This is a genomic window from Saccharothrix texasensis (genome assembly GCF_003752005.1).
GTDB lineage: Bacteria > Actinomycetota > Actinomycetes > Mycobacteriales > Pseudonocardiaceae > Actinosynnema > Actinosynnema texasense.
The window spans coordinates 1,977,504-2,001,220 of the sequence record NZ_RJKM01000001.1; the positions used below are offsets into that span (position 1 = coordinate 1,977,504).

Consider the following 23,717-nt stretch of genomic DNA (forward strand, 5'->3'; position numbering starts at 1 on the left):
GCGTTGGCCGGGTTGCCGCTGCGGGTCCTGCGCCGGCACGGCGGGCGGCCCGCCGTGCCGGCCGCGGTGACCCGGTCAGCGCCCCGCGAACACGCCGCGGGCGAGGGCGACGAGTTCGGCGGGCGCCGACTCGGGGGAACCGGCCCGGTAGGGCGGCTCGGGGTCGTACTCGATGAGCAGCTGGGTGAACCGGGCCCGCTCGTCGCCCCAGATCAACCCGACGAGGGTGAGCGCCAGGTCGATCCCGGCGGACACCCCGGCGCCGGTGACGACGGACCCGTCGACCACCACCCGGTCGGTGGCGACCACCGCGCCCCGGGCGGCCAGCTCGTCGCGCAACGCCCAGTGCGTGGTCGCCGGGCGGCCGTCGAGGACATCGGCCTGCGCGAGCAGCGTCGACCCGCTGCACACCGACGCGGTCCAGGTCGCGGTCGGGTGCGCCACGCGCAGCCACGCCGCGACCACCCCCTCCTCCAGCACCTCCGCCCAGCCGCCGCCACCGGGCACCACGATCACGTCGGCGCGGTCCAGCTCGGCGAACGTGGCCGTCGGCACGACCACCAACCCGGCGTCGGTGGTCACCGGCTCGCGTGAGGCGGCGACGAAGTGCGAGGTCACCTCCGGTTGGTGGCCGAGCACCTCGTACGGCCCCACCAGGTCCAGCGCGGTCATCCTCGGGTAGAGCACGAAAGCCACGTCCACGTCGACACCCCTCGTTCCTCGGTCTCGCTGCCTCAGGCCGCACCGGTGGTGCGGAACCTGTCGCGGTAACCGCCCGGCGTCACGCCGAGCACCCGCAGGAAGGCCCGGCGCAGCGTCTCCGCCGAGCCGAAACCCGTGCGCCTGGCGACGACGTCCAACCCCTCGTCGCCGGACTCCAACAACCCGGCGGCCGCCTCCACCCGGACCCGCTCGACGTACCGGGCGGGCGACACGCCGACCCGGCGCGGGAACACCCGGGCGAAGTGCCGGGGGCTCATCGCGGCGCGGCGGGCCATCCCCTCGACCGTCCACCCGGCCGCCGGGTCGTCGGTGATCGCGTCGAGCACCGCCCGCAGCCCCGGCTCCCGCACCGGCGGCACCCGCGACCGGACGCTGAACTGGGACTGGCCGCCGGGGCGTTGCAGGAACACCACCATCCACCGGGCGACCAGCCGGGCCAGGGCCGCGTCGTGGTCGCGCTCCACCAGCGCCAGCGCGAGGTCGATGCCCGCGGTGACACCGGCCGACGTGGCCAGCCGCCCGTCCCGCACGTAGATCGCGTCCGGCACCACGTCCACCGACGGGTGCTCGGCGGCGAGCCGGTCGCAGAACGCCCAGTGCGTCGTCGCCCGCGCGCCGTCCAGCAGCCCGGCCGCCGCGAGCACGAACGCGCCCGTGCACACGCTCGCCACCCGCCGCGCGCCACCCGCGACCCGCCGCAGGTGGTGCAGCAGCTCGGCGTCGCGGGCCGCGTCGGCGAACGTGAAACCGCCGACCACGAGGACCGTGTCCACCCCTCCGGACACCTCCCGCAGGTCCTCGGCCGCCATCCGCAACCCGCCGGTCACCTCGAACCCGCCGCCGACCCCCGCCAACCGCACCCGGTAGCCGCCGTTCGCCCGGTCGGCCGCCAGCGCCCGGTTCGCGCCGTCGAACACGTCCGCCGGGCCGCCGATGTCGGTCAGCGCCGCACCGTCGTACCCGACCACCAGCACCTCGCGTTCCACACCGCCCACCCTCTCCGGCCCCCGGGACGGCGGCAACGACCGGCGACCCTCGATTCCCGCCACGCTACGGTCGTGCCCGTGCTGCCGAGGATCGAGATCGAGGGCCGACCGCCGACCGCCGACCAGGTCGTGCCCGGTCTGCTGGCCAACTACGGGCACTTCACCGCCATGCAGGTCCGCGACCGCCGGGTGAAGGGCCTGCACCTGCACCTGCGCCGGCTCGACCAGGCCAACCGGGAGCTGTACGACGCGCCGTTGCCCGGCGACCGGGTCCGCGACCTGATCTCGCACGCGCTGGCCGACGACGTGCGTGACGCGGCCGTGCGGGTCGTCGTGTCCGGCCTCGACTCACCGTCGGTGATGGTCGTGGTGCGCCCGCCGGTCACGTCCCCGGCGACGCCGCGACGCCTGATGGCCGTCGACTACACGCGCCCGTTGCCGCACGTGAAGCACCTCGGCGGTTTCGGGCAACGGCACCACGCCCGCCGCGCCGTCCGGGCCGGCTACGACGACGCGCTGCTCACCGGCGACGGCGTGGTGGTGGAGGGCTCGATCGCGAACATCGCGTTCTTCGACGGCGACGGCGTGGTGTGGCCCCGGGCGGACTGGCTGCACGGCGTCACCATGCAGCTGCTGGAACGGGAGCTGCCGTCGCGGCGCGAGCCGGTGCGGCTCGCCGACGTGGGCCGGTACCGGGGCGCGTTCCTGGCCAACTCGATCGGCGTGGTCGCGGTGTCGCGCATCGACGACGTCGAGTTCACCGTGGACGCCGAAGCGCTCGCCCGCGTCCAGGCCGTCTACGACGCGATCCCCGCCGACCCCGTCTGAGCGGCCGGTGCGACGCGTTCCCGGTCAGACCGCGGGCGGCCGGTCCTCGTACGGCGTGGACAGCACGACCGTCGTGCGGGTGGACACGTTCGCGACCTCGCGGATCTGCCTCAGCAGCTCCTCCAAGGCCGTCGGCGACGCGACCCGCACCCGCAGCACGTACGACGCGTCACCCGCGACGGAGTAGCACGCCTCGATCTGCGGCAGGTGCTCCAGCCGTTTCGGGTAGTCGTCCGGAGCCGCCGGGTCGATCGGGGTCAGCGAGATGAACGCGGTCAGCGGCAGGCCGACCTCGTCACCGTCCAGTCGCGCCGCGTAGCCGCGCACCACGCCCCGCTGCTCCAGCCGCCGCACCCGCTGGTGCACGGCGGACACGCTCAGCCCGACCCGTTCCGCGAGGTCGGTGAAGCTGCACCGGCCGTCCGCGGCCAGTTCGCGCAGGATCGCCCGGTCGATCGGCTCCAGGTTCGTCACGTGGGCAACACCACCAGCTCGTGCGGTCGGTTGTTGACGCTCTCCACGCCGTCGGCGGTGGCGATCACGATGTCCTCGATCCGCGCGCCCCACCGCCCGGGCAGGTAGATGCCGGGTTCGACGCTGAACGCCATGCCCGGCTCGATCGGCAGGTCGTTGCCGCCGACGATGTACGGGTCCTCGTGCACGTCCAGCCCGATGCCGTGGCCCGTGCGGTGCACGAAGTACTCGCCGAAACCCGCGTCGGCGATGATGTCGCGCGCGGCGGCGTCCACCGCCGCGCAGGTCACGCCGGGCCGCACCGCGTCGACCGCGGCCCGCTGCGCGGCCTGCAGGACCGCGTAGGTCTCCCACACGTCCGCGTCACGCGGCTCGCCGAGCACGTAGTCGCGGGTGGAGTCGGAGTGGTAGCCCTCCGCCACGGGGCCGCCGATGTCGACCACCACCACGTCACCCGCCTCGATCACGCGGTCGGACAGGTCATGGTGCGGTGACGCGCCGTTCGGGCCCGAGCCGACGATGACGAACTCGGCCAGCACGTGGCCCTCGGCGACGATCGCGGCGGCGATGTCGGCCCCCACCTCGGCCTCCGTGCGACCGGGGCGCAGCCACTCCGCCATCCGCGCGTGCACCCGGTCGATCGCCGCGCCCGCCTCGCGCAACGCGGCCACCTCGGCCGCGTCCTTGCGCATCCGCAGCTCCCGCAGCACCGGCCCGGCCAACACCTGCTCTCCCCCGACGACATCCCGCAACCGCACCGTGTGCAGCGCGGGCATCATGTCGGAGACCGCGGTCCGGTTCCCCTTCAGCGCCTTCTTGACCAGGGCGTACGGGTCTTCGCCGTCGACCCAGGTGACGACCTCGACCCCGAGCTCGTCGGTGGGGACGGCGGCGTAGCCGGGGTGCTCCAACTTCGGCACCACCAGCACCGGCGCCCCGCCGACCGGCACCACCAAGCAGGTCAACCGCTCGAACGACGTGCCGCCCGCGCCGAGGAGGTAGCGCAGGTCCGAACCGGGCGCGATGAGCAACGCGTCAACGCCCGCGATGGAAGCGGCAGCGGTAGCCCGGTCGAGGCGCGCGCGCAGGGCGTCCACGTCGACGGGCCCAACTTGGGTCGACATGCAGGGCAGCCTAGTGGTGTCGCCCCCGTCCCACGCCACAAGCCACCGCGCCGATCTCCCCATCCCTCGTTCGGGTCAGCACCCCACCTCACCTGCCATTTCCCGTGCCCCTCAACCACGACCGGGTGATCATCGGAAATCCAACCAAAAATAACGCCGTTTCCAACTCGGTGAAACGTCGGTTGAAACAACGAGGCCCGCCGCAACCACCCCCATGCCCACCAACCCCACTCACCACCCCCGCACTCCCCTACCCCCGCACTCCCCTCCCACACTCCACACCCCCTCCCTTCCCCCTCCTACCCATTCCTCCCTCCCTCCTTCCCTCCCCTCATCAGCCGCACCTGAACCGGCCCCTCCGGAACAGTTGCCCGGAGTTGTCCACAGGACCGGGCAGACCGGTCCGCGATGTCGGAGGACTCTGGCAAGCTGTCCCGGGTGAGCAACCCGCTGGTCCTGATGGACGCCGCCAGCCTGTACTTCCGGGCGTTCTACGCGCTGCCCGAGTCGATGACCGCACCGGACGGCACACCGGTCAACGCGGTGCGCGGGTTCGTCGACACGATCGCGAAGGTCATCACCGAGCGTAAGGCGAGCCGCCTGGTCGCCTGCCTGGACGCCGACTGGCGCCCGGAGTTCCGCGTCGCCGCCCTGCCGTCCTACAAGGCGCACCGCGTCGCCGAGGGAGCCGCCGACGGCGAGGAGGAAGTGCCCGACACCCTCACCCCGCAGGTGCCCATCATCCTCGACGTGCTGGACGCGGTGGGCATCGCGACCGCCGAGGCCGACGGCTACGAGGCCGACGACGTCATCGGCACCCTCGCCGCCCGCGAGACCACCGACCCGGTCGAAGTGATCACCGGCGACCGCGACCTGTTCCAGGTCGTGCGCGAGGAGCCGACCCCGGTGCGAGTCCTGTACCTCGGCCGCGGCTGGGCCAAGGCCGAGCTGCTCGGACCGGAGGAGCTGGCCGCCAAGTACGCGCTGCCCGTGGAGGACGCCGGACGCGCGTACGCCGGGATGGCCGTGCTGCGCGGCGACCCGTCCGACGGCCTGCCCGGTGTCGCCGGCATCGGCGAGAAGACGGCCGCGAAGCTGATCAGCGAGTTCGGCTCGCTGCAAGCCGTCCTGGACGCCGTGCACGACGGCCGCGACCGCAAGCTGACCACCCGCGCCCGCACCGCCCTGCTCAACGCGCAGGACTACCTCGCCGTCGCACCGACCGTGGTCAACGTGGCAACCGACGCGAAGATCGTCATGGACCGCCCGGACGCCGTGCCACCCGCTCCCGTCGACCCGGACCGCGTCGCCGAGCTGACCCGGCGTTGGGGCCTGGGCAGCTCCCTGCCCAGGCTGCTGTCCGCCCTGGAACGCCGCTAGCCGCATAGCCGCATAGCCGCCCATCAGCCGGCGGTCACCAGCGACAGGCAGACGGGGACATGCCGCGGGACGGCTTCGAAGTCGCAGGTGGCACGCGGGTCGGCGGTGGCCGGTGAGCTAGAAGTAGGTGCCGCTCCAGGGTGGGGTGGAGACCGCGAACAGCGCGTCGGCGCGGGCGGGGGCGGTGGGGGTCGGGGCGTCCAGGCGGCGGGCGGCGGCCAGGCTGGTGAACGACACGTCGCCCAGGTAGGCGGAGGCGAGCACGTCCACGTCCAGCACCAGCTCGGGCGCGTCGTCGACCCGGGTCACGCCGTCCGCCGTGACGCGGTACGAGCCCGCGTTCTCCGGCAGGTACGCGTCACGCACGCCGAGGACGACCGGCTCGGCCTGGCGGTAGGTGCGGGCGGCCAGGGCGGCGGGGACGTCGAGCAGGCGCAGCCACGTCTCGTCGGCCTCGTCGACGATCCGGCACGCGCGCCGGTCGCCCAGGAGCCACTGCACGGGCTCGTCCAGCGGCCTGCCGAACGCGGAGATCTCCGCCACCAGGTCGATGCCGAGCACGAACAGCCACAGGTCGGCCCACGCCTCGGCGTCGCGCGCCCACAAGTCCAGGACCATCAGCGTGGTCGGTTTGCCCTCGTTCGGGTCGTGCGAGCCGGGCACGACCTTGAACGCCACGTAGCCGTCGTCCTCGCCGGACGCGGCGGACGCGCCGGACGTGCCGGACGTGCCGGACGCGGCGGATCGGACGGCGATCTTGACGTTCTCCTCGGCCGCCACGCGCCGGACGTTCAGGCTCCACCAGGCGGGCCACCGGGCGATGGTGCCCGCGCGTCCCGGTGACAGCTCGTCGAACAGGCCGCGCGCGATCCGCTCCCCCGCCTCGCCCTCGACGAGCCGCACCCGGCCGACGGGGCGGGTGCGCGGCGCGGCTTTGAGCCGGTCGATGCGCAGGGCCCGGTACCTGGTGGCGACGCCGTAGCCGTACCGGCCGTAGATGGCGGTCTCGGAGGCGCGCAGGGTGGCGATCACGTCGCCGGCCGACCGCAGTGCCCGCAGTTGCGCTCGTTGCATGGCACTCAGCACGCCGCGGCGCGTCCAGTCCGCCCGCACCCCGACCCGGCTCACGGCCGCGTGCGGCAGCACGGCGCCGCCCGGCACGGCCAGTCGCGACGGGAACGACTGGAGCGTGCCGATCATCTCCCCGTCGGCGAACGCGCCGAACGCGCGACCCTCGTCGTAGGACTCCCGGGCGAACGCCCACTGGTCGTCGGGTGCCGCCGTGTGGTGCAGCGTGCCGCGGAACAGGGTGTGGGCGGTCCGGTACTGGGAGTCGTCCAGCACGCGGATGTCGTGGTCGGTCACCCCGGCATGGTGCCTCAGAGGTCGCTCGCATCGCTAACGAGTTCCATCGCCCGAGAATGCACGTCCCACCGGAGGGTGAGGGAAAGCACGAGGCCACCCCCGCGTGGACGGCGGGGGTGGCCTCGGGGTGGACCGGGAGGTCAGCCGGCGGGCTGGCCGACCTCGTACTCGCCGTCCTCGGTCTTCACGGTGATCTTGACCGTCTTGTCCTTGCCGCCGACCTTCACCTTGCACTCGAAGGTCGTGTTCGGCTTGACCTCCTGCTCGGCGGGGCAGGTCGCGCCCTCGACGTCGGAGATCTTGTAGTCGTCCTTCAGCACGCCGACGACGCCGTTCTGCACGGCCGCCTGGTCGAAGACCTTGGTGTTGAAGAACCCCGGCGCGACGAATCCGGTGATGCCGACGGCCGCGACGACCAGCACGACCAGTGCGACCACGACCCAGAGCACGGCGCTGGACTTCTTCGGCGCGGGCGGCTGGCCGTACTGCCCCGGCTGCCCGTACTGGCCCGGCTGCTGGCCGAACTGGCCGGGCTGTCCCGGCTGGCCGAACTGGCCCGGCTGCTGGCCGTACTGGCCCTGCTGCGGCTGCCCGTACGGGTTCGACTGCGGGTTGTTCGGGTCGTACCCGGCGGGGTACTGCTGCGTGTACGGCTGCTGACCCGGCTGCTGCCCCCACTGCTGCTGTTGCTGCTGCGAGGGGTCCGGCTGCCCGTAGGGATTGGGCTGCTGAGCGGGGAAACCACCCGACGGCGTGCCCGGGTACCCACCACCGTAGGGCTGTTGCTGCTGGCCCCACTGCGGCTGCGGGTCGTTCCCTCCGGACGGTCCGTACGGACTGGTCATGCTCGGCCTCCGACGGTCGGTCTGGACAAGGTCGGTCTGAAAACGAACTGGACAAGCTGTTCAAGGCTTGCGGGCGCGATCAAACCACAGGTGTGCTGACAGTACCCACCCGCCCCGCAAAGCTTTGTCAAACGGTGGCCATCGCCACCACTCCGCGGCGCAACGCGTCCACCGCCTTCCGCGCGGCGGCGCCCACCGGATCACCGCCGCCGACGACGTCCCGGATCTGGTCCAGGAAGTCGATCACCTGCCGGCACCACCGCACGAAGTCGCCCGCGCCCAGCTCGGAGCCGTTCTCCTCCGCCGCGGACAGCACCTTCTCCAGCGACTCGCCGCGCGCCCACCGGTACACGGCCCACGCGAAGCCCGGGTCGGGCTGGCGGGTCCGGTCGAGGCGGTGCCTGCGCTCGTCGTCCTCCAGCTCGGCCCACAGCCGCGCGGTCGCGGTGAGGGCGTCCGCCACCTTGCCCGGTGGCAGCCTGGCTTCGAGCGGTCCGTCCCGGCGGGCCTCGTACACGAGCGCCGACACGACGGCGGCGAGTTCCGCCGGGTCGAGGTCGCGCCACACGCCGTGCCGCAGGCATTCCGCGGCCAGGAGGTCGGACTCGCTGTAGAGCCTGGTCAGTCGTTTGCCGTGGGCGGTGACTTCCTCGCCGGGCCCGTTCTCCTCGACGTGCAGGTAGCCGCGTTCGCGCAGCAGGCCCCGGATCCGGTCGAACTCGCGCGCCAGCGAGTGGGTGGTGGCCGCGACCTTGCGCTCGACCTGCTCGGTCTCGGCCAGCAGCCGGTGGTACCGCTCGCCCCAGCGGGCGTGCTCCTCGCGCTTCTCGCAGCCGTGGCACGGGTGCGCGCGCAACGCCCGCCGCAGCGTGGCCAGTTCCGCGTCGTCGTCCGCCGTGGAGCGGCGTTTCCGCATGGCCGGGGCGACGATCCCGGTGGCGCGCAACGATGCCGCGAGGTCGCGCCGTGACTTGGGCGAGCGGGTGTCGACCTGCTTCGGCAGCCGCATCTTGCCGAGCACTTCCACGGGCAGGGGGAAGTCCGCGGACGACAGCCGGCCCGCCCACCGGTCCTCGGTCACGACGAACGGGCGCGCCTCGCCGAGCGGTTCGAGGCCGGGGTCGATGACGACGGCCAGCCCGGAGCGGCGCCCGGACGGCACGGCGATCACGTCGCCCTTGCGCAGCCGTTCCAGGGACTGCGCCGCCTCGGCCCGCTTGGCGGAGGTGTTCTGCCGCGCCAACGCCTTCTCCCGCTCGGCGACCCGGCGGCGCAGTGACGCGTACTCGGTGAAGTCGCCGAGGTGGCAGGTCATCGCTTCGGCGTAGCCGTCGAGGGCTTCGCGGTTGCGCTCGATGCGGCGGGCCAGTCCGACGACCGACCGGTCGGCCTGGAACTGGGCGAACGACTGCTCGAGGATGTCCCGGGCCGCTGCCGCGCCCAGCTGGTTGACCAGGTTGACGGCCATGTTGTAGCCGGGCCGGAACGAGGACCGCAGCGGGTAGGTGCGGGTGGAGGCCAGGCCGCCGACGGCTTTCGGGTCGACGCCGGGCTGCCACACCACCACGGCGTGGCCTTCGACGTCGATGCCGCGCCGGCCCGCGCGTCCGGTGAGCTGGGTGTACTCGCCGGGGGTGAGGTCGACGTGCGCTTCGCCGTTGTACTTGACCAGTTTTTCCAGCACGACGGTGCGGGCGGGCATGTTGATGCCCAGCGCGAGCGTCTCGGTGGCGAACACGACCTTCACCAGGCCGTTGACGAACAGCTCCTCGACGGTTTCCTTGAACGCGGGCAGCAGGCCGGCGTGGTGGCTGGCGATGCCGCGTTCCAGGGCTTCGCGCCACTCCCAGTAGCCGAGCACCATCAGGTCGCCCTGGGGCAGGTCCTTGGTCTTCTCCTCGATGACAGCGCGGATCCGCTCGACCTCGTCGACCGAGGTGAGCCGCAGCCCGGAGCGCACGCACTGCAGGACGGCCGCGTCGCAGCCGGCGCGGCTGAAGACGAAGTCGATGGCGGGCAGCAGGCCCGCGCCGTCGAGGCGTTGCACGATGTCGACGCGGGAGGGCGGTTTGAACCCGGAGCCGCGCGGCGGCCGGCCCCGGTCCTTGTTGTTGCGGTTGCGGCTCCACGGCACGTGGAAGCGGGACAGGTCCTCGGTGTGCCGCAGCAGTTGGGGGTTGATGCGGTTGTGCCCGTCGGGGCCTTCGCCGGCGAACAGGTCCATCATCCGGCCGCCGGCCATCATGTGCTGCCACAGCGGCACGGGCCGGTGCTCGTCGACCACGACGGTCGTGTCGCCGCGCACCTCGACCAGCCACTCGCCGAACTCCTCGGCGTTGCTGACGGTGGCGGACAGGCCGACGAGCCGCACGGACTCGGGCAGGTGCAGGATCACTTCCTCCCACACCGGGCCGCGGAACCGGTCGGCCAGGTAGTGGATCTCGTCCATGACGACGTACGCGAGGGTGTTCAGCGTGGAGGAGCCCGCGTAGAGCATGTTGCGCAGGACCTCGGTGGTCATCACGACGATCGGCGCGTCGCCGTTGACGGAGGTGTCGCCGGTGAGCAGGCCGACTTTCGCGGCGCCGTAGCGGGCGACCAGGTCGGCGTACTTCTGGTTCGACAGGGCCTTGATCGGCGTCGTGTAGAAGCACTTGCGGCCCTCGGAGAGGGCCAGGTGCACGGCGAACTCGCCGACGACCGTCTTGCCGGCGCCGGTCGGGGCGCAGACCAGCACGCCGTGCCCGTCCTCCAACGCTTCGCAGGCGCGTTCCTGGAACGGGTCGAGTTCGAACGAGATGACCCCCAGGAAGTCGGCCAGCTTGGGTCGGGACGAGCGGCGGCGGAAGTCCGCGTACGAGTCGGCTGGAGACCGCGGAGTGCTTGACACCTGTCCAGGCTGTCACACGGGACCGACAAAATCGCTTCAGATCCGCAGCGGACCCCGGATCGTCGGCGGGATGCGTGCCGGACCCGCTCTTTTAGTCAACACTGAAGCTATAGGGACCATAGGGGCTAAGCGTGCGGCAGACTCGACAGACGTGGAAGCGATCCCGTTGTCGGAGGGCGATCTCAGGTGGGTGTTCCCCGACCTGGTCGAGGTCGGCCCGGTGCTCGCCGTGCTGAGGCTGGCCGAGGCGCGGATCGGGCGGTTGGCGGGCCTGCTCGGCAGACCGGGCGCGGGGCTGGTGTTCGACCACCTGCCCGGCGCGCCCTACGCGGGGCTGTCGGCCCTCGCCGAGCTCGAGGAGGTGTCCTTCCACGTGCACGTCTCGCTGCCGCGCGATCCGCACCGCAACGTGGTCCGGCCGCCTCCGCCGTGGCAGGTGGACGGCGAGATCTCGGTGCGCTGCGACGCGATCCGGGACTGCGGCCGGCACGAGATCGAGACCGTCGAGTCGGCGCACGACACCCCGCTGGACGCTGCGGACGGGGTGCTGGCCGTCGCCGGCTGGCTGTTCGACCGGGGCAGGGCCGAGCCGCACGCGTCCTGGCGCAAGCGCGACGTGCTCAGCCGGCACCGGTGACGCGCGCTCGGCCGTCGCCGGTGACGACGGTGAGCGCCCCCGGGACGCACGTGGTCGTCAACGGCACGCGGCTGAGCCGCTCGCCGTCGGCGTAGGCCACCCACGTCGGCCCGGACAGCCGGGCGGAACGGGCCCGGAGCGTGCGCACGGCGGGGTGCTCCACGTGCCGGCCGGTGCGCAGCGTGGGCAGCATCCGCAGCAGGGTGCGGCGGGGCGCGGCCCGCACCACGGTCAGGTCGAACAGGCCGTCGGTCGCGGAGGCGTCCGGGCACACCGGGATGCCGCCGCCGTAGCTGGTCGTGTTGCCGACCGCGACCAGCAGCGCGTCCAGCTCCAGCACGTCGTCCTCGGTCTCGACGACCAGCGGTTGGGGTCGCAGCGCCGCCAGTTCGGCCAGGATCGCCAGGTCGTAGCGGCGGGGCCCGGCGGGCCAGTGCATCGCGTTCGCGCGTTCGTTGACCGCCGAGTCGAAGCCCGCGCACAGCACGGTCGCGAACCAGGGGCCGTGCTCCACGCGCCCGAGGTCGAACCGGGCGCGGCGGCCTTCGCGCAAACCGGCCACCACGTCGTCCACCGAGGCGGTGCCCAGCGCGGTGGCCAGGTCGTTGCCGGTGCCGGCGGGCACCACGGCCAGTGCGGTCGAGGACTCGGCGCACGCCTGGAGGGCCAGGTGCGCGCCGCCGTCGCCGCCGAGGACGACGAGCACGTCCACGCCGTCGGCGACCGCGCGCCGGGCGGCTTCGGTGGTGCCCTCGGCGGTGGGCGCCACGTGCAGGTCGAGCCGGTCGACCGCGCCGCGCAGCCGTTCCGCGACGGTGCCGGCCATGCGCGCGGCCCTGCCCTTGCCCGAGGCGGGGCACACCAGCAGGGCCGCCCGCGTTGACGTCGACATGGTGCCGAAGCCTACAAAGACTTCACCGGATCGGGTGATCTCGCTCAGGTCACGTCGTCGTAGCGCACCCGGCCGGGCGGCTCCGGCGCCGGTTCCGGGGTCGGCACCGGTTCCGGCGTGGGCACCGGTTCGGGTGACGGCGGTTCGACCTCCGACGGCGTGTAGTCGAACGGCGCGGCCTCGTCGTCCGGGACGTCGTCCAGGCCCTCGGCCTTGCGCCGGCGCTCGACCCGCCGGTCGTGCACCCGGGCGAGCTGGATGGCCACCTCGAACAGCAGCACGAGCGCCACGGCCAGCGCGACCATGGAGATCGGGTCGGTGCCCGGGGTGGCGATGGCGGCGAAGATGAACAGGCCGAAGATGATGCCGCGCCGCCACTTGTTCAGCTTCTCGTAGCTGACCACGCCGACCTGGTTGAGCATCACCACGATCAGCGGCAGCTCGAAGCTGACGCCGAAGATGAGCAGCAGCGTCATGACGAAGCTGACGTACTCGCCGGCGGTGAGGGCGGTGATGAACCGGTCGTCACCGAAGCCGACCAGCACCGCCAGGCCCTGCGGCACGACGTAGAACGCCAGCGTGGCGCCCGCGATGAACAGCACGGACGCGCACGCCACGAAGACGACGGCGAAGCGCCGCTCCTTGGCGTAGAGGCCCGGCGAGATGAACCGCCACAGCTGGAACAGCCACAGCGGCGCGGTCACCGCCATGCCCGCGCCGGCGCCGACCTTCAGCCGGATCATGAAGACTTCGAACGGCTTGGTCTGCAGCAGCTGGCAGCCCTTGCCCTCCTGGGTGAGCCGCTGGGTCTCCGGGATGCCGCAGTACGGGTCGATGACGATCTGGCCGAGGCTGGGCAGGCCGAAGGGCTGCCAGCTCCACCAGATGAAGCCGAAGACCGCACCGCAGGCGATGAACAGCAGCGCCAGGCCGAGGCGGTGCCGCAGGTCGTAGAGGTGGTGCTTCAACGACATGGTGCCGTCCGGGTTGGCCCGGCGACTCGTGATCTTGCGGCGCTCCCGGCGCTGGGCCCACCACCGGACCGGACTTGCCCCCACCGTGCGGACCGTCCTTAGGCTCTCGTTGACGCGGTGTTAGTTGGTGTTCTGCTTGTTCTGCAGGTTCTGCGCGGTCTGCTCGATGGGCTGCGCCACCTGCGGCTGCACGGGCTGCGCCACGACGGGCTGGGCGACCTGGGGCGGCGCGACCGGCTGCGGGGCCACCTGCGGCTGGGCGGCGGGCAGCTGCTGCGGCGCGGGGACCTGCTGCGCCGTCGTGGCGCTCTGCTGCTGCTGCTGGGGGTCGTCCTCGCTGCGCAGGCCCTTGGTCTCGGCCTTGAGGATCTTCGCCGAGCGGCCGATCGAGCGCGCCATGTCGGGCAGCTTCTTCGCGCCGAAGAGCAGGATGATCACCACGGCGATGATGATCAGCTCGGTTGGTCCGAGGTTAGGCACGGTTGTCCTCCTGTCTCCCCCGGTCCACCGATGGTACGCGGGGCTTGCCCTCGCGGGCGTGATCCGGACGCCGTTCGGCGAGGGCCACCCCGAGCGCGGCGGAGCGCGCTCGCAGCAGACCGACGCCATCGCCGACCCTGTCACCCACCAGAGTGCTTGCCGCGCGGAAGCGACGCAAGGATCGGATGACTCGGACCGCGGTCAGGACCAGCACGACCACCCCGAGGGCGATCAGCACCAGGCTCGGCAAGTACGGCACGGCACCACCGTACTTGCCCTAGGTTGCCGGGAGGTGATCCGCCCGGCGCAACGCCGCCTCCGCCTGCCGGGTGACCTCGGCCACCAGGTCGGGTGGCTGCTCCACGTGCGCTTCACCGCCCAAGCCGAGCAGCAGCCGCACCATCCAGGCGGTGTCGGCGTACCGCATGAGCACACTGGCGCGGCCTTCGGGCAGCTCGACGAGGCCGTCGGTCGGGTAGTACTCGGCCACCCAGCGGGCGTCCGGTTCGAGCACCAGCACGGCCGTGCGCTGCGACGGGTCCGGTTGGAACAACCCCTCCGACGTGTCGGTGGGCGTGGCGTGCGGCGGCGGGGCGGCGGGCTCGTCGAGCACGTCCACGGCGTCGATCCGGTCGAGGCGGAACAGGCGGACGCCGTCCGCCGCGCGGCACCAGGCTTCCAGGTAGCCGCGGCCTTCCACGAGCAGCATCCGCATCGGGTCCACGACGCGCGCGGTGATCTCGTCGCGTGACGGCGTGTAGTAGCGCAGGTGCAGGGCCCGACCGCGGCGCACGCCGTCGGACACCGCGTCCCGCACGCGTGCCGTCTCCGGCGCTTCCCGCAGGGCCAGGCCCACGGCCACGCCGGCGGGCTGCGCCTGGCCGACCGCGGCCTCGATCTTCGCCACCGCGCGCTGCACGGCGTCCTGGTCGGCCACGCCGGGCGTCTCGACCAGCGCGCGCAGCGCCACCAGCAGCGACGTCGCCTCGGCGGCGGTCAGGCGCAGCGGGCGGCTCATGCCCGCGTCGAAGGTGACGGTGACCGTCTCGCCCTCGAACGACAGGTCGATCAGGTCGCCGGGGCCGTAGCCGGGCAGGCCGCACATCCACAGCAGTTCGAGGTCCTTGCGGATCTGCTTGGGCGTGACGTCGAAGTCGGCGGCGACCTCGTCGATCGGGATGCCGGGGCGGGCCAGCAGGTAGGGCACGAGGGCGAGCAGCCGGGGCAGCCGGTCGGTGGCGGCGTTCACGCGCGCACCCCCGCGCCGCGCAGCGCGCCGAGCAGCTTCTCCCGCACGGTCCTGGCCAGCACTGCCGGTTCCAGCACCACCACGTCGGGGCCGAAGCCCGCGATCCACCCGGCGGCCGAGTCGGGGAACCTCAGCTCGATCTCCAGCACGTCGCCGGGCTCGCCGTCGAAGTCCCGGGAGCCGACGACCTTCGCGCGCCGGCGCACGCCCTGCGCCCGGCCGCGGGCGACCCAGAGCGTGGCGGTGGCGGGTGGCTGGTCGGCGGCGGGCTGGTTGCGGACCACGAACGACAGCAGGTCGAACTGGTCGGGCCGGCCCACCGCGCCGGCCTTGCCGACCGCGCGGACGTCGCCGACGATGCGGGAGAGCCGGAAGCAGCGGGGGGCGTCGCGGTCGCGGTCGTGCCCGACGAGGTACCACCGGCCGCGCCAGGCGACCACGCCCCACGGCTCGACGGTGCGGGCGCGCACCTCGACCGGCGCCGGGCGGCGGTAGTCGAACTCGACCACGCGGCCTTCCTGCACGGCCGCGAGCAGCGGCGGGAACGCGGGTTCGCTGGTGCGGACCTTCGGCTCGACCGGCACGTGGACGTCCTGGTCGACGTCGACGCCCGCGGCGCGGAGCTTGATGAGGGCGCCGTGCGCGGCGCCGGTGAACTGCGGCGAGTCCCACAGCCGGGCGGCGAGCGCCACGGCGGCGGCCTCGTCCGGTTCCAGGTCGATGTCGCCGAGCTCGTAGTCCCGGCGGGCGATGCGGTACCCGTCGATCGCGTCGAAGCCCGTGCTGCGGCCGGTCTCCAGCGGCACGCCGAGGTCGCGCAGCTCGGTCTTGTCGCGTTCGAACATGCGGAAGAACGCCTCGTCCGTCGCGGCGTCGGCATAGCCGGGGACGATGGCGCGGATGCGCTCGGCGGTCAGGTACTGCCGGGTCGACAGCAGGCACAGCACCAGGTTGACGAGCCGTTCGGCACGTGCGATGGCCACACCGGAACCCTAACCCCGGACGAACACCCGGTGACGCCATCCCCGCCAGGAAGGCGGGTGAATGGTCCGTTCAGCCGATTGCCGGGCCGCGCGCCGACGCCCTTCGGGGCGTCTCCCGGGCCGTGGTCCACCCGGAAGACGCCCCGTCGACGCAGGTCAGAGCGCCGGGTCGGGTCAGCCGCCGATCGCGGTGAGGCCGGCGCGGGCGAAGCGCTCGTCCAGGTCGCCGCTGGGCGCGCCGCCGACGCCGATGCCGGCGACCGGCGCGCCGTCCGCCACCACGGGCACGCCACCGGCGAGGAACAGCGTGCCGGGGATGTCGCGCAGGGTCGCGCCGGCGCCGGTGACGCGGCCCGCCAGCACCGACGTCGGCGCGTTGAACGACACCGACGTGAACGCCTTGCGGCGCGCCGACTCCTCGCTCTGCGGTCCGGCGCCGTCGCCGTGCAGCAGCACGACCACGTCACCGGCCCGGTCGACGACGGCGACCGTGACGCGCTGTCCTTCCTTCTCGGCCGCGTCCAGCGCCGCCTGGGCCGCCTCGACGGCCGCGTCGACGGTGATGGTCGTCGCGGTCCGCACCGCGACGCCGCTGCGCCCGTGCTGCTGGTCGGCCACCGCGTACCCGCCGGCGCCCGCCACGGACAACGCCACCAGCACCGCGATCGTGGTCTTGCGCATCGCCACACCCTCCTCGTCCGGTTCCCGTCGTGCTCCAGCCTGGCCGGGCCGCACCGTCGCGACCTGGTGGTTCCGGTCGACACCGGCGTCAACCCATCGGTTGACCCGGTGGGCCGGAACCTGGCCTAAGGTCGGCGTCGTGTGGCTGCACCGGGCGATGCACGCGGGCTTCTACGCGTTGCTGACGGCGTCGGCGGCGCGGTACGTCGCGTACCACGGCGTCGTGCCCGTCGTGCTGGTCACCGCGGTCGTGCTGGGCGCGGCCTACCCGTTCGGGGTGCGGTGGACCGGGGCGCTGCCCGCGGTGCTGGCGTTGTGGCTGGTGGTGGTGTGGTTGGCGCCGAGCTTCGGCTGGTGCGCGATCCCGCTGTTCTTCCAGTGCCTGCGGCAGTTGCGCCCGCGCGTGGCGGTGCCGCTGGCCGCCGTGCTGACCGCCGCCGCGGTGCTGGCGCAGGTGCGGCTGGCCGAGGTGGTCGAGCCGAGCCTGGTGCTGGGGCCGGTCGGGGTCGCGGTGATCACCGCCGCCGTGTTCTTCGACCGCCGTCGCCTGCTGGAGCAGGCCGGTGTCCTGCGGGAGCGGCAGCGGTTGGCCCGGGAGATCCACGACACGCTCGCGCAGGGGCTGTCCAGCATCGGGCTGCTGCTCGAGCTCGGGGACGCCGACCGCGCCCGCGAGGTGGCCAAGGAGAACCTGGCCGAGGCGCGCCGGTTCGTCCGCGACCTCTCGCCGTTGCGCGGCCGCACGTTGACCGACGCGTTGCGCGCCCTGGGCGACCGGGTCGAGGTGGAGGGTGAGCCGTACCCGCTGCCGGTGCCGGTGGAGGTGGCGTTGCTGCGGGTGGCGCAGGGCGCGCTGGCCAACGTCCGCGAGCACGCCGGGGCCACCGCCGCGGTCATCACGCTGACGTACCTGGGTGACGCGGTGACGCTCGACGTGTGCGACGACGGCCGCGGGTTCGACCCGGCCGCGGTCCGCCCGGAGCCGGGTCGCGGCTACGGGTTGGACGCGATCCGCGACCGGGTCGCCGAGCTGGGCGGCACGGTGGCGGTGGAGAGCGCGCCGGGCGAGGGCACGGTGCTGGCCGTGCGGGTGCCGACGCCGTGACCGGGCCGTTGCGGGTGCTGGTGGTGGACGACCACCCGGTGGTCCGGTTCGGCCTGGCCGGTCTGCTGGCCCGTGACTTCGTGGTGGTCGGCGAGGCCGCCACGGGCGAGGAGGCGGTCCGCCTGGTCGCGCGCGGGGGTGTGGACGTGGTGCTGATGGACCTCCAGCTCGGCGCGGGCGTCGACGGCGTGGAGGCCACCCGGCGCGTGCGCGCGCTGCCCGACCCGCCGCAGGTGGTGGTGCTGACCACGTACGACTCGGACGCGGACGTGGTGCGGGCGGTCGAGGCGGGTGCGACCGGCTACCTGCTCAAGGACTGCCCGCCGGAGGAGCTGGCCGCCGCGGTGCGGCAGGCGTCGACGGGCCGCACGGTGCTGTCCCCCGACATCGCCCGCCGCCTGCTCCGGCCCGCGGCCACCCCGTCGGTGACCAGGCGCGAGGTGCAGATCCTCGACCACCTCGGCCGCGGCCTGTCGAACCGCGAGATCGCCAAGGCCCTGTTCATCAGCGAGGCGACGGTGAAGACGCACCTGGTGCGGATCTTCGACAAGCTGGGCGTGGAGACCCGGACGGCGGCCGTGCGGACCGCCGTCGAGCTGAAGCTGATCCGCCTCAGCCCTCGGTGAGCATGCCCTCGGGCAGGCCGGGCACGTCGGGCCGGAGCCAGATCGGGCGCCAGACGGCCAGCTCGTGGAAGCGGCGCAGCTCCGCCACGCCCGACAGCCAGCCCGCCCAGGCGCCGTACGGCGGTTGACCGGTGTCGAAGCCGCTCTGCACGAACGTGAGCCGCGTGCCGCCGTCGGACTCGGCCAGCTCCCAGGTCGACACCATGCCGCCCCAGTCGACGCCCATCCGCTTGCCGGGCTCGAAGTCGACGACCTTCGCGGGCTGCGGGTTCAGCTCCAGGCCGCCCATGGCGACCCGGCCGCCCTCCCACGCCTCGATGTCGATCTTCGCGCCGAACCACCGGGAGTACTCCTCGGCGTCGACCAGCGAGTGGGCCACCGCGGCGACCGGCGCGCCGATCAGCACCTCGCCGCGCATCTCGGTCGTGGCGAAGTCCACCTTCGGCGTCAGCGGGCGGCCTTCGACGTGGTCGACCAGGTTGGCCAGCGACAGGCACCAGTAGGTGTAGAGGTAGCCGAGCACGCTGGTCTCCGCGACGGCCGCGCCCCAGCCCGGGAAGTGGCTCTGCGACACGGTGACCACGGTGTCGCCGCCTTCGTCGGCCCAGCCGATCTCGACGGTGGTGTCCTCGCCGCCGATCGCCCAGTCGAACCGCAGCGAGTCGTCGTCCACGTGCCGCAGCGTCTGGCGCGGCGCGTCGCCCTCGGGGGTGTGGCGGCCCCAGAACTCGAACCGGTCGGGCAGTCGCACGGTCGCGTGCTCGGCCAGCCACGTGCCCAGCTCGCCGGCGTCGGTCAGGGCGCGGCGCACCCGGTCGACGGGCGCGGTGGTGCGGGCGCGAAGGACCACGGTCTCACTCATCGGTCTGCTCCTCGGTCGGGTAGCACGCCACGGCCAGCCGGAAGGCGTCGCCTTCCGCGCCGCCGTAGCGGGCGAACAGGTCCTGCAAAGTCGTCTTCAGGTCGTCGAAGAACCGCTGCCGCTGCTCGGGGCGCACCCGGATCTCGCCCGACACGCCGAGCGACGGCAGCTCGGGCCGGGTCCGGTCCAGGCCCGCGATGTCCGCCTGGACCTGTTCCACGAGGTCCAGCAGGTGTCCCAGGCTCAGCTCGTCCTGCGCGCGGCGCAGCCCGAGGCGGCCGACCAGTCCCGGTGACAGCCAGTACGAGCGGGCGCCGGCCTGGTACACGCCTTCGTTGACGCCGCGCACGCGGCGCTCGGTCACCTGCGTCACGAGACCGGCCTCGACCAGGCGTTTCACGTGGTAGTAGACCCGCTGCGGGGTCTGGCCGAGCGCCGCGGCCACCTCGGTGCACGAGTGCGGCTCGGCCAGTTGCCGCAGCACCTCGATGCGCTGCGGCTTGAGCAGTGCCTCGGCCTGCTCGATCTGCTCCAGGTACAGGACGTCTCTCATCGCGAAAATCATGTTGTACGTAAAAATCTATTTTGTCAATGGGGCCGAGAGAGACCCCGGGCCGCGTGGCCCGGGGTCGCCGTCCCCGTCGTTCCCGCTTTAACGCCTGCTCAGCAGCCCCACGCGACCGTGCTCGCCCGCCGCCCAGCACACCGCGCCGGCGCAGTCGACGGTCTCGAAGCTGCCGGTGTCGAGGGACCTCCAGGTCCGGCCGCCGTCCCGGCTCAGGTCGCTGCCGGTCGGACCCACCACGACCACCGAGTCGCCCCACCAGGCCGCGCCCGGCCGGTAGCCGAACGGCGGCTGGGCGGGCCCGGTCCACGTCGCGCCGCCGTCACCGCTCCACGCGAGGCCGGCGATCCGCGACGTCGGGTTCTTGTAGTCGCCGCCCACGACGACGCCCTGCCGGGGCGACCGGAACGCCACCGCCATGGCGCCGGTGGTCGCCGAACTCGGCAACGGCGTGTCCGACACCGTCCAGTGCCTGCCGCCGTCGCCGGAGTGCAGGACGCGGGCGATCGGGCCGCCGCTGACGGCCATCCACGCGTCACGGGGCCCGGCGGTGCTCACGCACTGGCCGCTCGCGGCGAAGGCGAACTCCCCGACGACCGCGGGCGGGAAGTTCTCCTGCGGCACGCGCTGCCACGACCGGCCGCCGTCGGAGGTGGAGACCATCCGGAACCGGCCGTCCACCGTGTCGCTCACCGCGAGCCCGCGGAACCGGTCGAAGAAAGCCATGCAGTCGTAGAACTCGGCCGGGTCGTCGTTCTTGAAGCTCAACGACCAGGTCCGGCCGCCGTCGGCGGTGCGGTAGACGCGGGAGGCCTCGCCCTGGCCGATGGCCAGCACGACCGCGTGCCAGGCGTCGAACGCCTCGACGTCCCGGAAGTCCAGGTCGGCCGTGTCCGCGGGGGCGACGGACCGCCACGACCGGCCGCCGTCGACGGTGCGCAGCACGGAGTTGCCGGCGCTGGTCCAGGCGACGTGCGCGTTCACCGCGGACACCGCCCGCAGCTTCACGTCGACACCGGTGGGGCGCGGCTGCCAGGTCGCGTCGTGCGCCTGGGCCGGGGGCACGGCCAGCAGCGACGCCGCCGTGGCCGCCGCCAGGAGGAGGATCTTCATGAGGTGTGAGCCTCACGAAGATCCCCCGGCCGGCATACCGCTAGAGAGACGAGATCAGCCGCTCCACGCGCTCGTCCACCGCGCGGAACGGGTCCTTGCACAGCACGGTGCGCTGCGCCTGGTCGTTGAGCTTGAGGTGCACCCAGTCGACGGTGAAGTCGCGGCCCGCGGCCTGCGCGGCGGCGATGAAGTCGCCGCGCAGCTTGGCCCGCGTGGTCTGCGGCGGGGTGTCCTTGGCGGCCTCGATCTCGCCGTCGTCGGTCACCCGCTCCACCTGGTCCTTGCGCTGGAGCAGGTCGAAGATGCCCCGACCGCGCCGGATGTCGTGGTAGGCGAGGTCGAGCTGGGCGATGCGCGGGTTGGACAGGTCCATGTCGTGCTTGGCCTGGTAGCGCTCCATCAGCCGGTACTTGATGGCCCAGTCGATCTCGCGGTCGATCTTGGACAGGTCCTCCGACGCGACCGCGTCCAACGTGCGGCCCCACAGCTCCAGCACCCGTTCGGCCATGGGGTCCGGCGCGCGCTTGGCCACGTGCTCCACCGCGCGCTCGTAGTACTCGCGCTGGATGTCCAGCGCCGAGGCCTCCTTGCCGCCCGCCAGCCGCACGGTGCGCCTGCCGGTCAGGTCGTGGCTGATCTCGCGGATGGCGCGGATCGGGTTGTCCAGGCTGAAGTCGCGGAACTGGACGCCCTGCTCGATCATCTCGAGCACCAGGTTGGCGCTGCCCACCTTGAGCAGCGTGGTCACCTCGGACATGTTCGAGTCGCCGACGATCACGTGGAGCCTGCGGTAGCGCTCGGCGTCGGCGTGCGGCTCGTCGCGGGTGTTGATGATCGGCCGGGAGCGGGTGGTGGCGCTGGACACGCCCTCCCAGATGTGCTCGGCCCGCTGCGACAGGCAGTAGACCGCTCCGCGCGGCGTCTGGAGCACCTTGCCCGCGCCGCAGATGAGCTGCCTGGTCACCAGGAACGGCAGCAGGACGTCGGCGATGCGGGAGAACTCCCCCGCCCGCGCGACCAGGTAGTTCTCGTGGCAACCGTAGGAGTTGCCCGCGGAGTCGGTGTTGTTCTTGAACAGGAAGATGTCTCCCCCGATGCCCTCGTCGGCGAGCCTGCGCTCGGCGTCGACGAGCAGGTCTTCGAGGATCCGCTCACCAGCCTTGTCATGCGTGACGAGCTGGGCGAGGTCGTCGCATTCCGCCGTGGCGTACTCGGGGTGCGAGCCCACGTCCAGGTAGAGCCGAGAGCCGTTGCGCAGGAAGACGTTCGACGAGCGTCCCCACGAGACGACCCGGCGGAACAGATAACGCGCGACCTCATCCGGGGACAGCCTGCGCTGCCCGTGGAAGGTGCAGGTCACCCCGAACTCAGTCTCAATGCCGAAGATCCGCCGCTGCATCCCTCAACAGTAGGCGCATTCGGCGCTTTCCTCAGTGATCCAATCGGGCGTCGCGCCGATTTCGCGGATAACGTTCTCGTCGTGCTCCGACGAGTGAACCGCCTGGACCTTGCCCTGATGACCCGAACCGGGGGTCTGCGTGCCTCTCCGTTCGACGTGGGCATGAAGAAGTTGTCCCGCGCCGCCAACCACAGCGTGTTGTGGCTCGTGGTGGCGGGTGTGCTGGCCCTGCGCAAAGGGGTGACGCGGCGGGCGGGGCTGCGCGGGGTGGCCGCGCTCGGTGGCGCGAGCTTCTCCGCGAGCCTGGTCGCGAAGCGCCTGTTCCCGCGCCGCCGGCCCGCCGCCGACCTGCTCTCGGCGCCCAGACGGCTGACCAGGCGTCCCACGTCGTCGTCGTTCCCGTCCGGGCACGCGGCGTCGGCGGCGGCGTTCACCACGGCGGTGGCGATGGAGTCGCCCGCGCTGGCGGTGGCGGTCGCGCCGGTCGCGGCGGCGGTGGCGTACTCGCGGGTGCACACGGGCGTGCACTGGCCGTCCGACGTGGCCGCGGGCGCCGCGATCGGGGTCGGCGCGGCCCTGCTGACCAGGCGTTGGTGGCCGTTGGGGCGCACCGAGCCCGCGTCGGCGCGCGAACACCGGTCGTTGGCGGCGCTGGTCGACGGCGAGGGTCTCGTGGTCGTGGTGAACCCGAGCGCGGGCATGGGCGCGGACGATCCGACGGACCAGATCGCCCACGAATGGCCCAAAGCCACGATCGTGGGAATCGAGGATCTCGACACGGTGATCGCCGATCACGCTCCGCAGGCACTGGGGGTGGCGGGCGGTGACGGGTCGGTGGCCGCGGTCGCCGCGCTGGCGGCGGCGCACCGGCTGCCGCTGGTCCTCGTGCCGGCCGGGACGTTGAACCACTTCGCGCGCGACGTGGGCGTCCAGGGGCTGGACGACGCCGCGCGGGCGGTCGCGGACGGTGACGGCGTGCTGGTGGACCTCGCGGCGGTGGCCGTCGACGGCGCCGCCCCGCGCTGGTTCGTCAACACCGCGAGCCTCGGCGGCTACCCCGACATGGTGCGGGTGAGGGAGAAGCTCCAGGACAAGTGGGGCAAGTGGCCGGCGGCGGCCATCGCGCTGGCCCGGGTGCTGCGCACGTCGCGGCCGATGCGGGTGGAGCTGAACGGCGAGCGGCGGCTGGTGTGGATGCTGTTCGTCGGCAACGGCCCGTACCGGCCGAAGGGCTTCGCGCCGACCATGCGGCCCGCCCTGGACGCGGGCCTGATGGACGTCCGGTACATCCGCGCCGACACCCGGTTCTCCCGGGCGCGGTTCTTCCTCGGCGCGCTGCTCGGCTCCCTGCACCGCAGCCGGACCTACGTGCACCTGGAGACGCGCTGGCTGGACGTGCGGCTGCTCGACGGCGCGGTGGCGATCGCGACGGACGGCGAGGTCGGCCCCACCGGGTCGACCTTCGAGTTCCGGTCGCGGCCGGCGGCCCTGGGCATCTACCGACCGCACGGATAAGGTTGACTCCGTCAACGGTAC

The 23,717-nt window shown here is 73.0% G+C and carries 24 protein-coding genes; 6 read left to right on the top strand and 18 right to left on the bottom strand.

What is annotated here, in order from left to right; translation table 11 throughout:
* Nucleotides 1-75 precede the first annotated feature (75 nt).
* Together EDD40_RS07260 and EDD40_RS07265 are read right to left on the bottom strand one after the other, a co-directional pair.
* The gene (locus EDD40_RS07260) at nt 76-702 is read right to left on the bottom strand and encodes a DJ-1/PfpI family protein (protein WP_123742209.1); all 627 of its coding nucleotides are present in this window, start codon (nt 700-702) and stop codon (nt 76-78) included.
* A gap of 32 nt (nt 703-734) precedes the next feature.
* A complete protein-coding gene (locus EDD40_RS07265) occupies nt 735-1,709 on the bottom strand; it encodes a GlxA family transcriptional regulator (protein WP_123747830.1) in 975 nt (324 codons plus the stop codon).
* 78 nt (nt 1,710-1,787) lie between these two features.
* On the opposite strand from EDD40_RS07265, the gene EDD40_RS07270 reads away from it, so the two are divergent.
* Nucleotides 1,788-2,537, top strand: a complete 750-nt coding sequence (locus tag EDD40_RS07270) for an aminotransferase class IV (protein ID WP_246037504.1) — start codon at nt 1,788-1,790, stop codon at nt 2,535-2,537.
* Between the two features lie 24 nt (nt 2,538-2,561).
* Here the strand turns inward: EDD40_RS07270 and EDD40_RS07275 are convergent, their stop codons facing one another.
* Nucleotides 2,562-3,011: an Lrp/AsnC family transcriptional regulator gene (locus EDD40_RS07275; protein ID WP_184688005.1), complete on the bottom strand. Its 450-nt coding sequence runs from the start codon at nt 3,009-3,011 to the stop codon at nt 2,562-2,564.
* A complete protein-coding gene (locus tag EDD40_RS07280) occupies nt 3,008-4,135 on the bottom strand; it encodes a M24 family metallopeptidase (protein WP_123742210.1) in 1,128 nt (375 codons plus the stop codon). Before EDD40_RS07280 ends, EDD40_RS07275 begins: the two co-directional genes overlap by 4 nt.
* Before the next feature lie 438 nt (nt 4,136-4,573).
* Between EDD40_RS07280 and EDD40_RS07285 the strand changes: the two genes are divergently transcribed.
* Nucleotides 4,574-5,515 carry a 5'-3' exonuclease gene (locus EDD40_RS07285; RefSeq protein WP_123747833.1) on the top strand — a complete coding sequence of 314 codons (942 nt, stop codon included), beginning with the start codon at nt 4,574-4,576 and terminating at the stop codon, nt 5,513-5,515.
* 117 nt (nt 5,516-5,632) lie between these two features.
* Here the strand turns inward: EDD40_RS07285 and EDD40_RS07290 are convergent, their stop codons facing one another.
* The 3 genes from EDD40_RS07290 to EDD40_RS07300 all read right to left on the bottom strand — a co-directional run bounded on the left by EDD40_RS07290 (nt 5,633) and on the right by EDD40_RS07300 (nt 10,615).
* Nucleotides 5,633-6,880, bottom strand: a complete 1,248-nt coding sequence (locus EDD40_RS07290) for a GNAT family N-acetyltransferase (RefSeq protein ID WP_246037505.1) — start codon at nt 6,878-6,880, stop codon at nt 5,633-5,635.
* A gap of 140 nt (nt 6,881-7,020) precedes the next feature.
* Nucleotides 7,021-7,725 (bottom strand): DUF4333 domain-containing protein, encoded by a 705-nt coding sequence (locus EDD40_RS07295; protein ID WP_123742212.1) that lies wholly within the window; start codon nt 7,723-7,725, stop codon nt 7,021-7,023.
* A gap of 127 nt (nt 7,726-7,852) precedes the next feature.
* Nucleotides 7,853-10,615, bottom strand: coding sequence for a DEAD/DEAH box helicase (locus tag EDD40_RS07300; protein WP_123742213.1), 2,763 nt, complete (start codon nt 10,613-10,615; stop codon nt 7,853-7,855).
* A gap of 151 nt (nt 10,616-10,766) precedes the next feature.
* On the opposite strand from EDD40_RS07300, the gene EDD40_RS07305 reads away from it, so the two are divergent.
* Entirely contained in the window at nt 10,767-11,252 is a 486-nt protein-coding gene (locus EDD40_RS07305; RefSeq protein WP_123742214.1) for a hypothetical protein, read from the top strand.
* Here EDD40_RS07305 and EDD40_RS07310 read toward each other — a convergent pair.
* From EDD40_RS07310 to EDD40_RS07340, 7 genes are all read right to left on the bottom strand, one after another.
* Complete coding sequence (locus EDD40_RS07310) at nt 11,236-12,144, bottom strand: diacylglycerol/lipid kinase family protein (RefSeq protein ID WP_123742215.1); 909 nt, start codon at nt 12,142-12,144, stop codon at nt 11,236-11,238. The two genes, EDD40_RS07305 and EDD40_RS07310, sit on opposite strands and share 17 nt — an antisense overlap.
* A 44-nt stretch (nt 12,145-12,188) precedes the next feature.
* A complete protein-coding gene (gene tatC, locus EDD40_RS07315) occupies nt 12,189-13,118 on the bottom strand; it encodes a twin-arginine translocase subunit TatC (RefSeq protein ID WP_123742216.1) in 930 nt (309 codons plus the stop codon).
* A gap of 120 nt (nt 13,119-13,238) precedes the next feature.
* On the bottom strand, nt 13,239-13,598 hold the full coding sequence (tatA, locus tag EDD40_RS07320; RefSeq protein WP_123742217.1) for a Sec-independent protein translocase subunit TatA: 360 nt from the start codon (nt 13,596-13,598) through the stop codon (nt 13,239-13,241).
* Nucleotides 13,591-13,857 (bottom strand): bacteriophage holin, encoded by a 267-nt coding sequence (locus EDD40_RS07325; protein ID WP_123742218.1) that lies wholly within the window; start codon nt 13,855-13,857, stop codon nt 13,591-13,593. Before EDD40_RS07325 ends, tatA begins: the two co-directional genes overlap by 8 nt.
* Nucleotides 13,858-13,875: 18 nt before the next feature.
* Complete coding sequence (locus EDD40_RS07330; RefSeq protein WP_123742219.1) at nt 13,876-14,847, bottom strand: helix-turn-helix transcriptional regulator; 972 nt, start codon at nt 14,845-14,847, stop codon at nt 13,876-13,878.
* Complete coding sequence (locus EDD40_RS07335; RefSeq protein WP_123742220.1) at nt 14,844-15,830, bottom strand: helix-turn-helix transcriptional regulator; 987 nt, start codon at nt 15,828-15,830, stop codon at nt 14,844-14,846. Before EDD40_RS07335 ends, EDD40_RS07330 begins: the two co-directional genes overlap by 4 nt.
* Before the next feature lie 174 nt (nt 15,831-16,004).
* Complete coding sequence (locus EDD40_RS07340; protein ID WP_123747834.1) at nt 16,005-16,511, bottom strand: GlcG/HbpS family heme-binding protein; 507 nt, start codon at nt 16,509-16,511, stop codon at nt 16,005-16,007.
* Between the two features lie 139 nt (nt 16,512-16,650).
* Here EDD40_RS07340 and EDD40_RS07345 point away from each other — a divergent pair, with 139 nt between their 5' ends.
* A complete protein-coding gene (locus EDD40_RS07345) occupies nt 16,651-17,616 on the top strand; it encodes a sensor histidine kinase (RefSeq protein ID WP_246037507.1) in 966 nt (321 codons plus the stop codon).
* Entirely contained in the window at nt 17,613-18,242 is a 630-nt protein-coding gene (locus tag EDD40_RS07350; protein ID WP_123742221.1) for a response regulator, read from the top strand. The genes EDD40_RS07345 and EDD40_RS07350 overlap by 4 nt, the downstream gene beginning before the upstream one ends.
* Here the strand turns inward: EDD40_RS07350 and EDD40_RS07355 are convergent.
* From EDD40_RS07355 to pafA, 4 genes are all read right to left on the bottom strand, one after another.
* Nucleotides 18,229-19,104: an SRPBCC family protein gene (locus tag EDD40_RS07355; protein ID WP_123742222.1), complete on the bottom strand. Its 876-nt coding sequence runs from the start codon at nt 19,102-19,104 to the stop codon at nt 18,229-18,231. The genes EDD40_RS07350 and EDD40_RS07355 overlap by 14 nt on opposite strands.
* Entirely contained in the window at nt 19,097-19,657 is a 561-nt protein-coding gene (locus tag EDD40_RS07360; RefSeq protein WP_123742223.1) for an ArsR/SmtB family transcription factor, read from the bottom strand. Before EDD40_RS07360 ends, EDD40_RS07355 begins: the two co-directional genes overlap by 8 nt.
* Before the next feature lie 99 nt (nt 19,658-19,756).
* A complete protein-coding gene (locus EDD40_RS07365) occupies nt 19,757-20,782 on the bottom strand; it encodes a WD40/YVTN/BNR-like repeat-containing protein (RefSeq protein ID WP_123742224.1) in 1,026 nt (341 codons plus the stop codon).
* A 40-nt stretch (nt 20,783-20,822) separates the two neighbouring features.
* Entirely contained in the window at nt 20,823-22,181 is a 1,359-nt protein-coding gene (gene pafA, locus EDD40_RS07370; protein WP_053716655.1) for a Pup--protein ligase, read from the bottom strand.
* Between the two features lie 117 nt (nt 22,182-22,298).
* On the opposite strand from pafA, the gene EDD40_RS07375 reads away from it, so the two are divergent.
* Nucleotides 22,299-23,696 carry a bifunctional phosphatase PAP2/diacylglycerol kinase family protein gene (locus EDD40_RS07375; protein ID WP_123742225.1) on the top strand — a complete coding sequence of 466 codons (1,398 nt, stop codon included), beginning with the start codon at nt 22,299-22,301 and terminating at the stop codon, nt 23,694-23,696.
* The last annotated feature ends 21 nt before the right edge of the window (nt 23,697-23,717 follow it).

What these genes read in the sequence shown, in the direction of transcription:
- EDD40_RS07365 (WP_123742224.1), bottom strand. Translation starts at nt 20,782, where the DNA reads ATGAAGATCCTCCTCCTGGCGGCGGCCACGGCGGCGTCGCTGCTGGCC.
- EDD40_RS07295 (WP_123742212.1), bottom strand. Translation starts at nt 7,725, where the DNA reads ATGACCAGTCCGTACGGACCGTCCGGAGGGAACGACCCGCAGCCGCAG.
- EDD40_RS07375 (WP_123742225.1), top strand. Translation starts at nt 22,299, where the DNA reads ATGACCCGAACCGGGGGTCTGCGTGCCTCTCCGTTCGACGTGGGCATG.
- EDD40_RS07340 (WP_123747834.1), bottom strand. Translation starts at nt 16,511, where the DNA reads ATGCGCAAGACCACGATCGCGGTGCTGGTGGCGTTGTCCGTGGCGGGC.
- EDD40_RS07310 (WP_123742215.1), bottom strand. Translation starts at nt 12,144, where the DNA reads ATGTCGACGTCAACGCGGGCGGCCCTGCTGGTGTGCCCCGCCTCGGGC.
- EDD40_RS07360 (WP_123742223.1), bottom strand. Translation starts at nt 19,657, where the DNA reads ATGAGAGACGTCCTGTACCTGGAGCAGATCGAGCAGGCCGAGGCACTG.
- EDD40_RS07280 (WP_123742210.1), bottom strand. Translation starts at nt 4,135, where the DNA reads ATGTCGACCCAAGTTGGGCCCGTCGACGTGGACGCCCTGCGCGCGCGC.
- tatC (WP_123742216.1), bottom strand. Translation starts at nt 13,118, where the DNA reads ATGTCGTTGAAGCACCACCTCTACGACCTGCGGCACCGCCTCGGCCTG.
- EDD40_RS07355 (WP_123742222.1), bottom strand. Translation starts at nt 19,104, where the DNA reads ATGAGTGAGACCGTGGTCCTTCGCGCCCGCACCACCGCGCCCGTCGAC.
- pafA (WP_053716655.1), bottom strand. Translation starts at nt 22,181, where the DNA reads ATGCAGCGGCGGATCTTCGGCATTGAGACTGAGTTCGGGGTGACCTGC.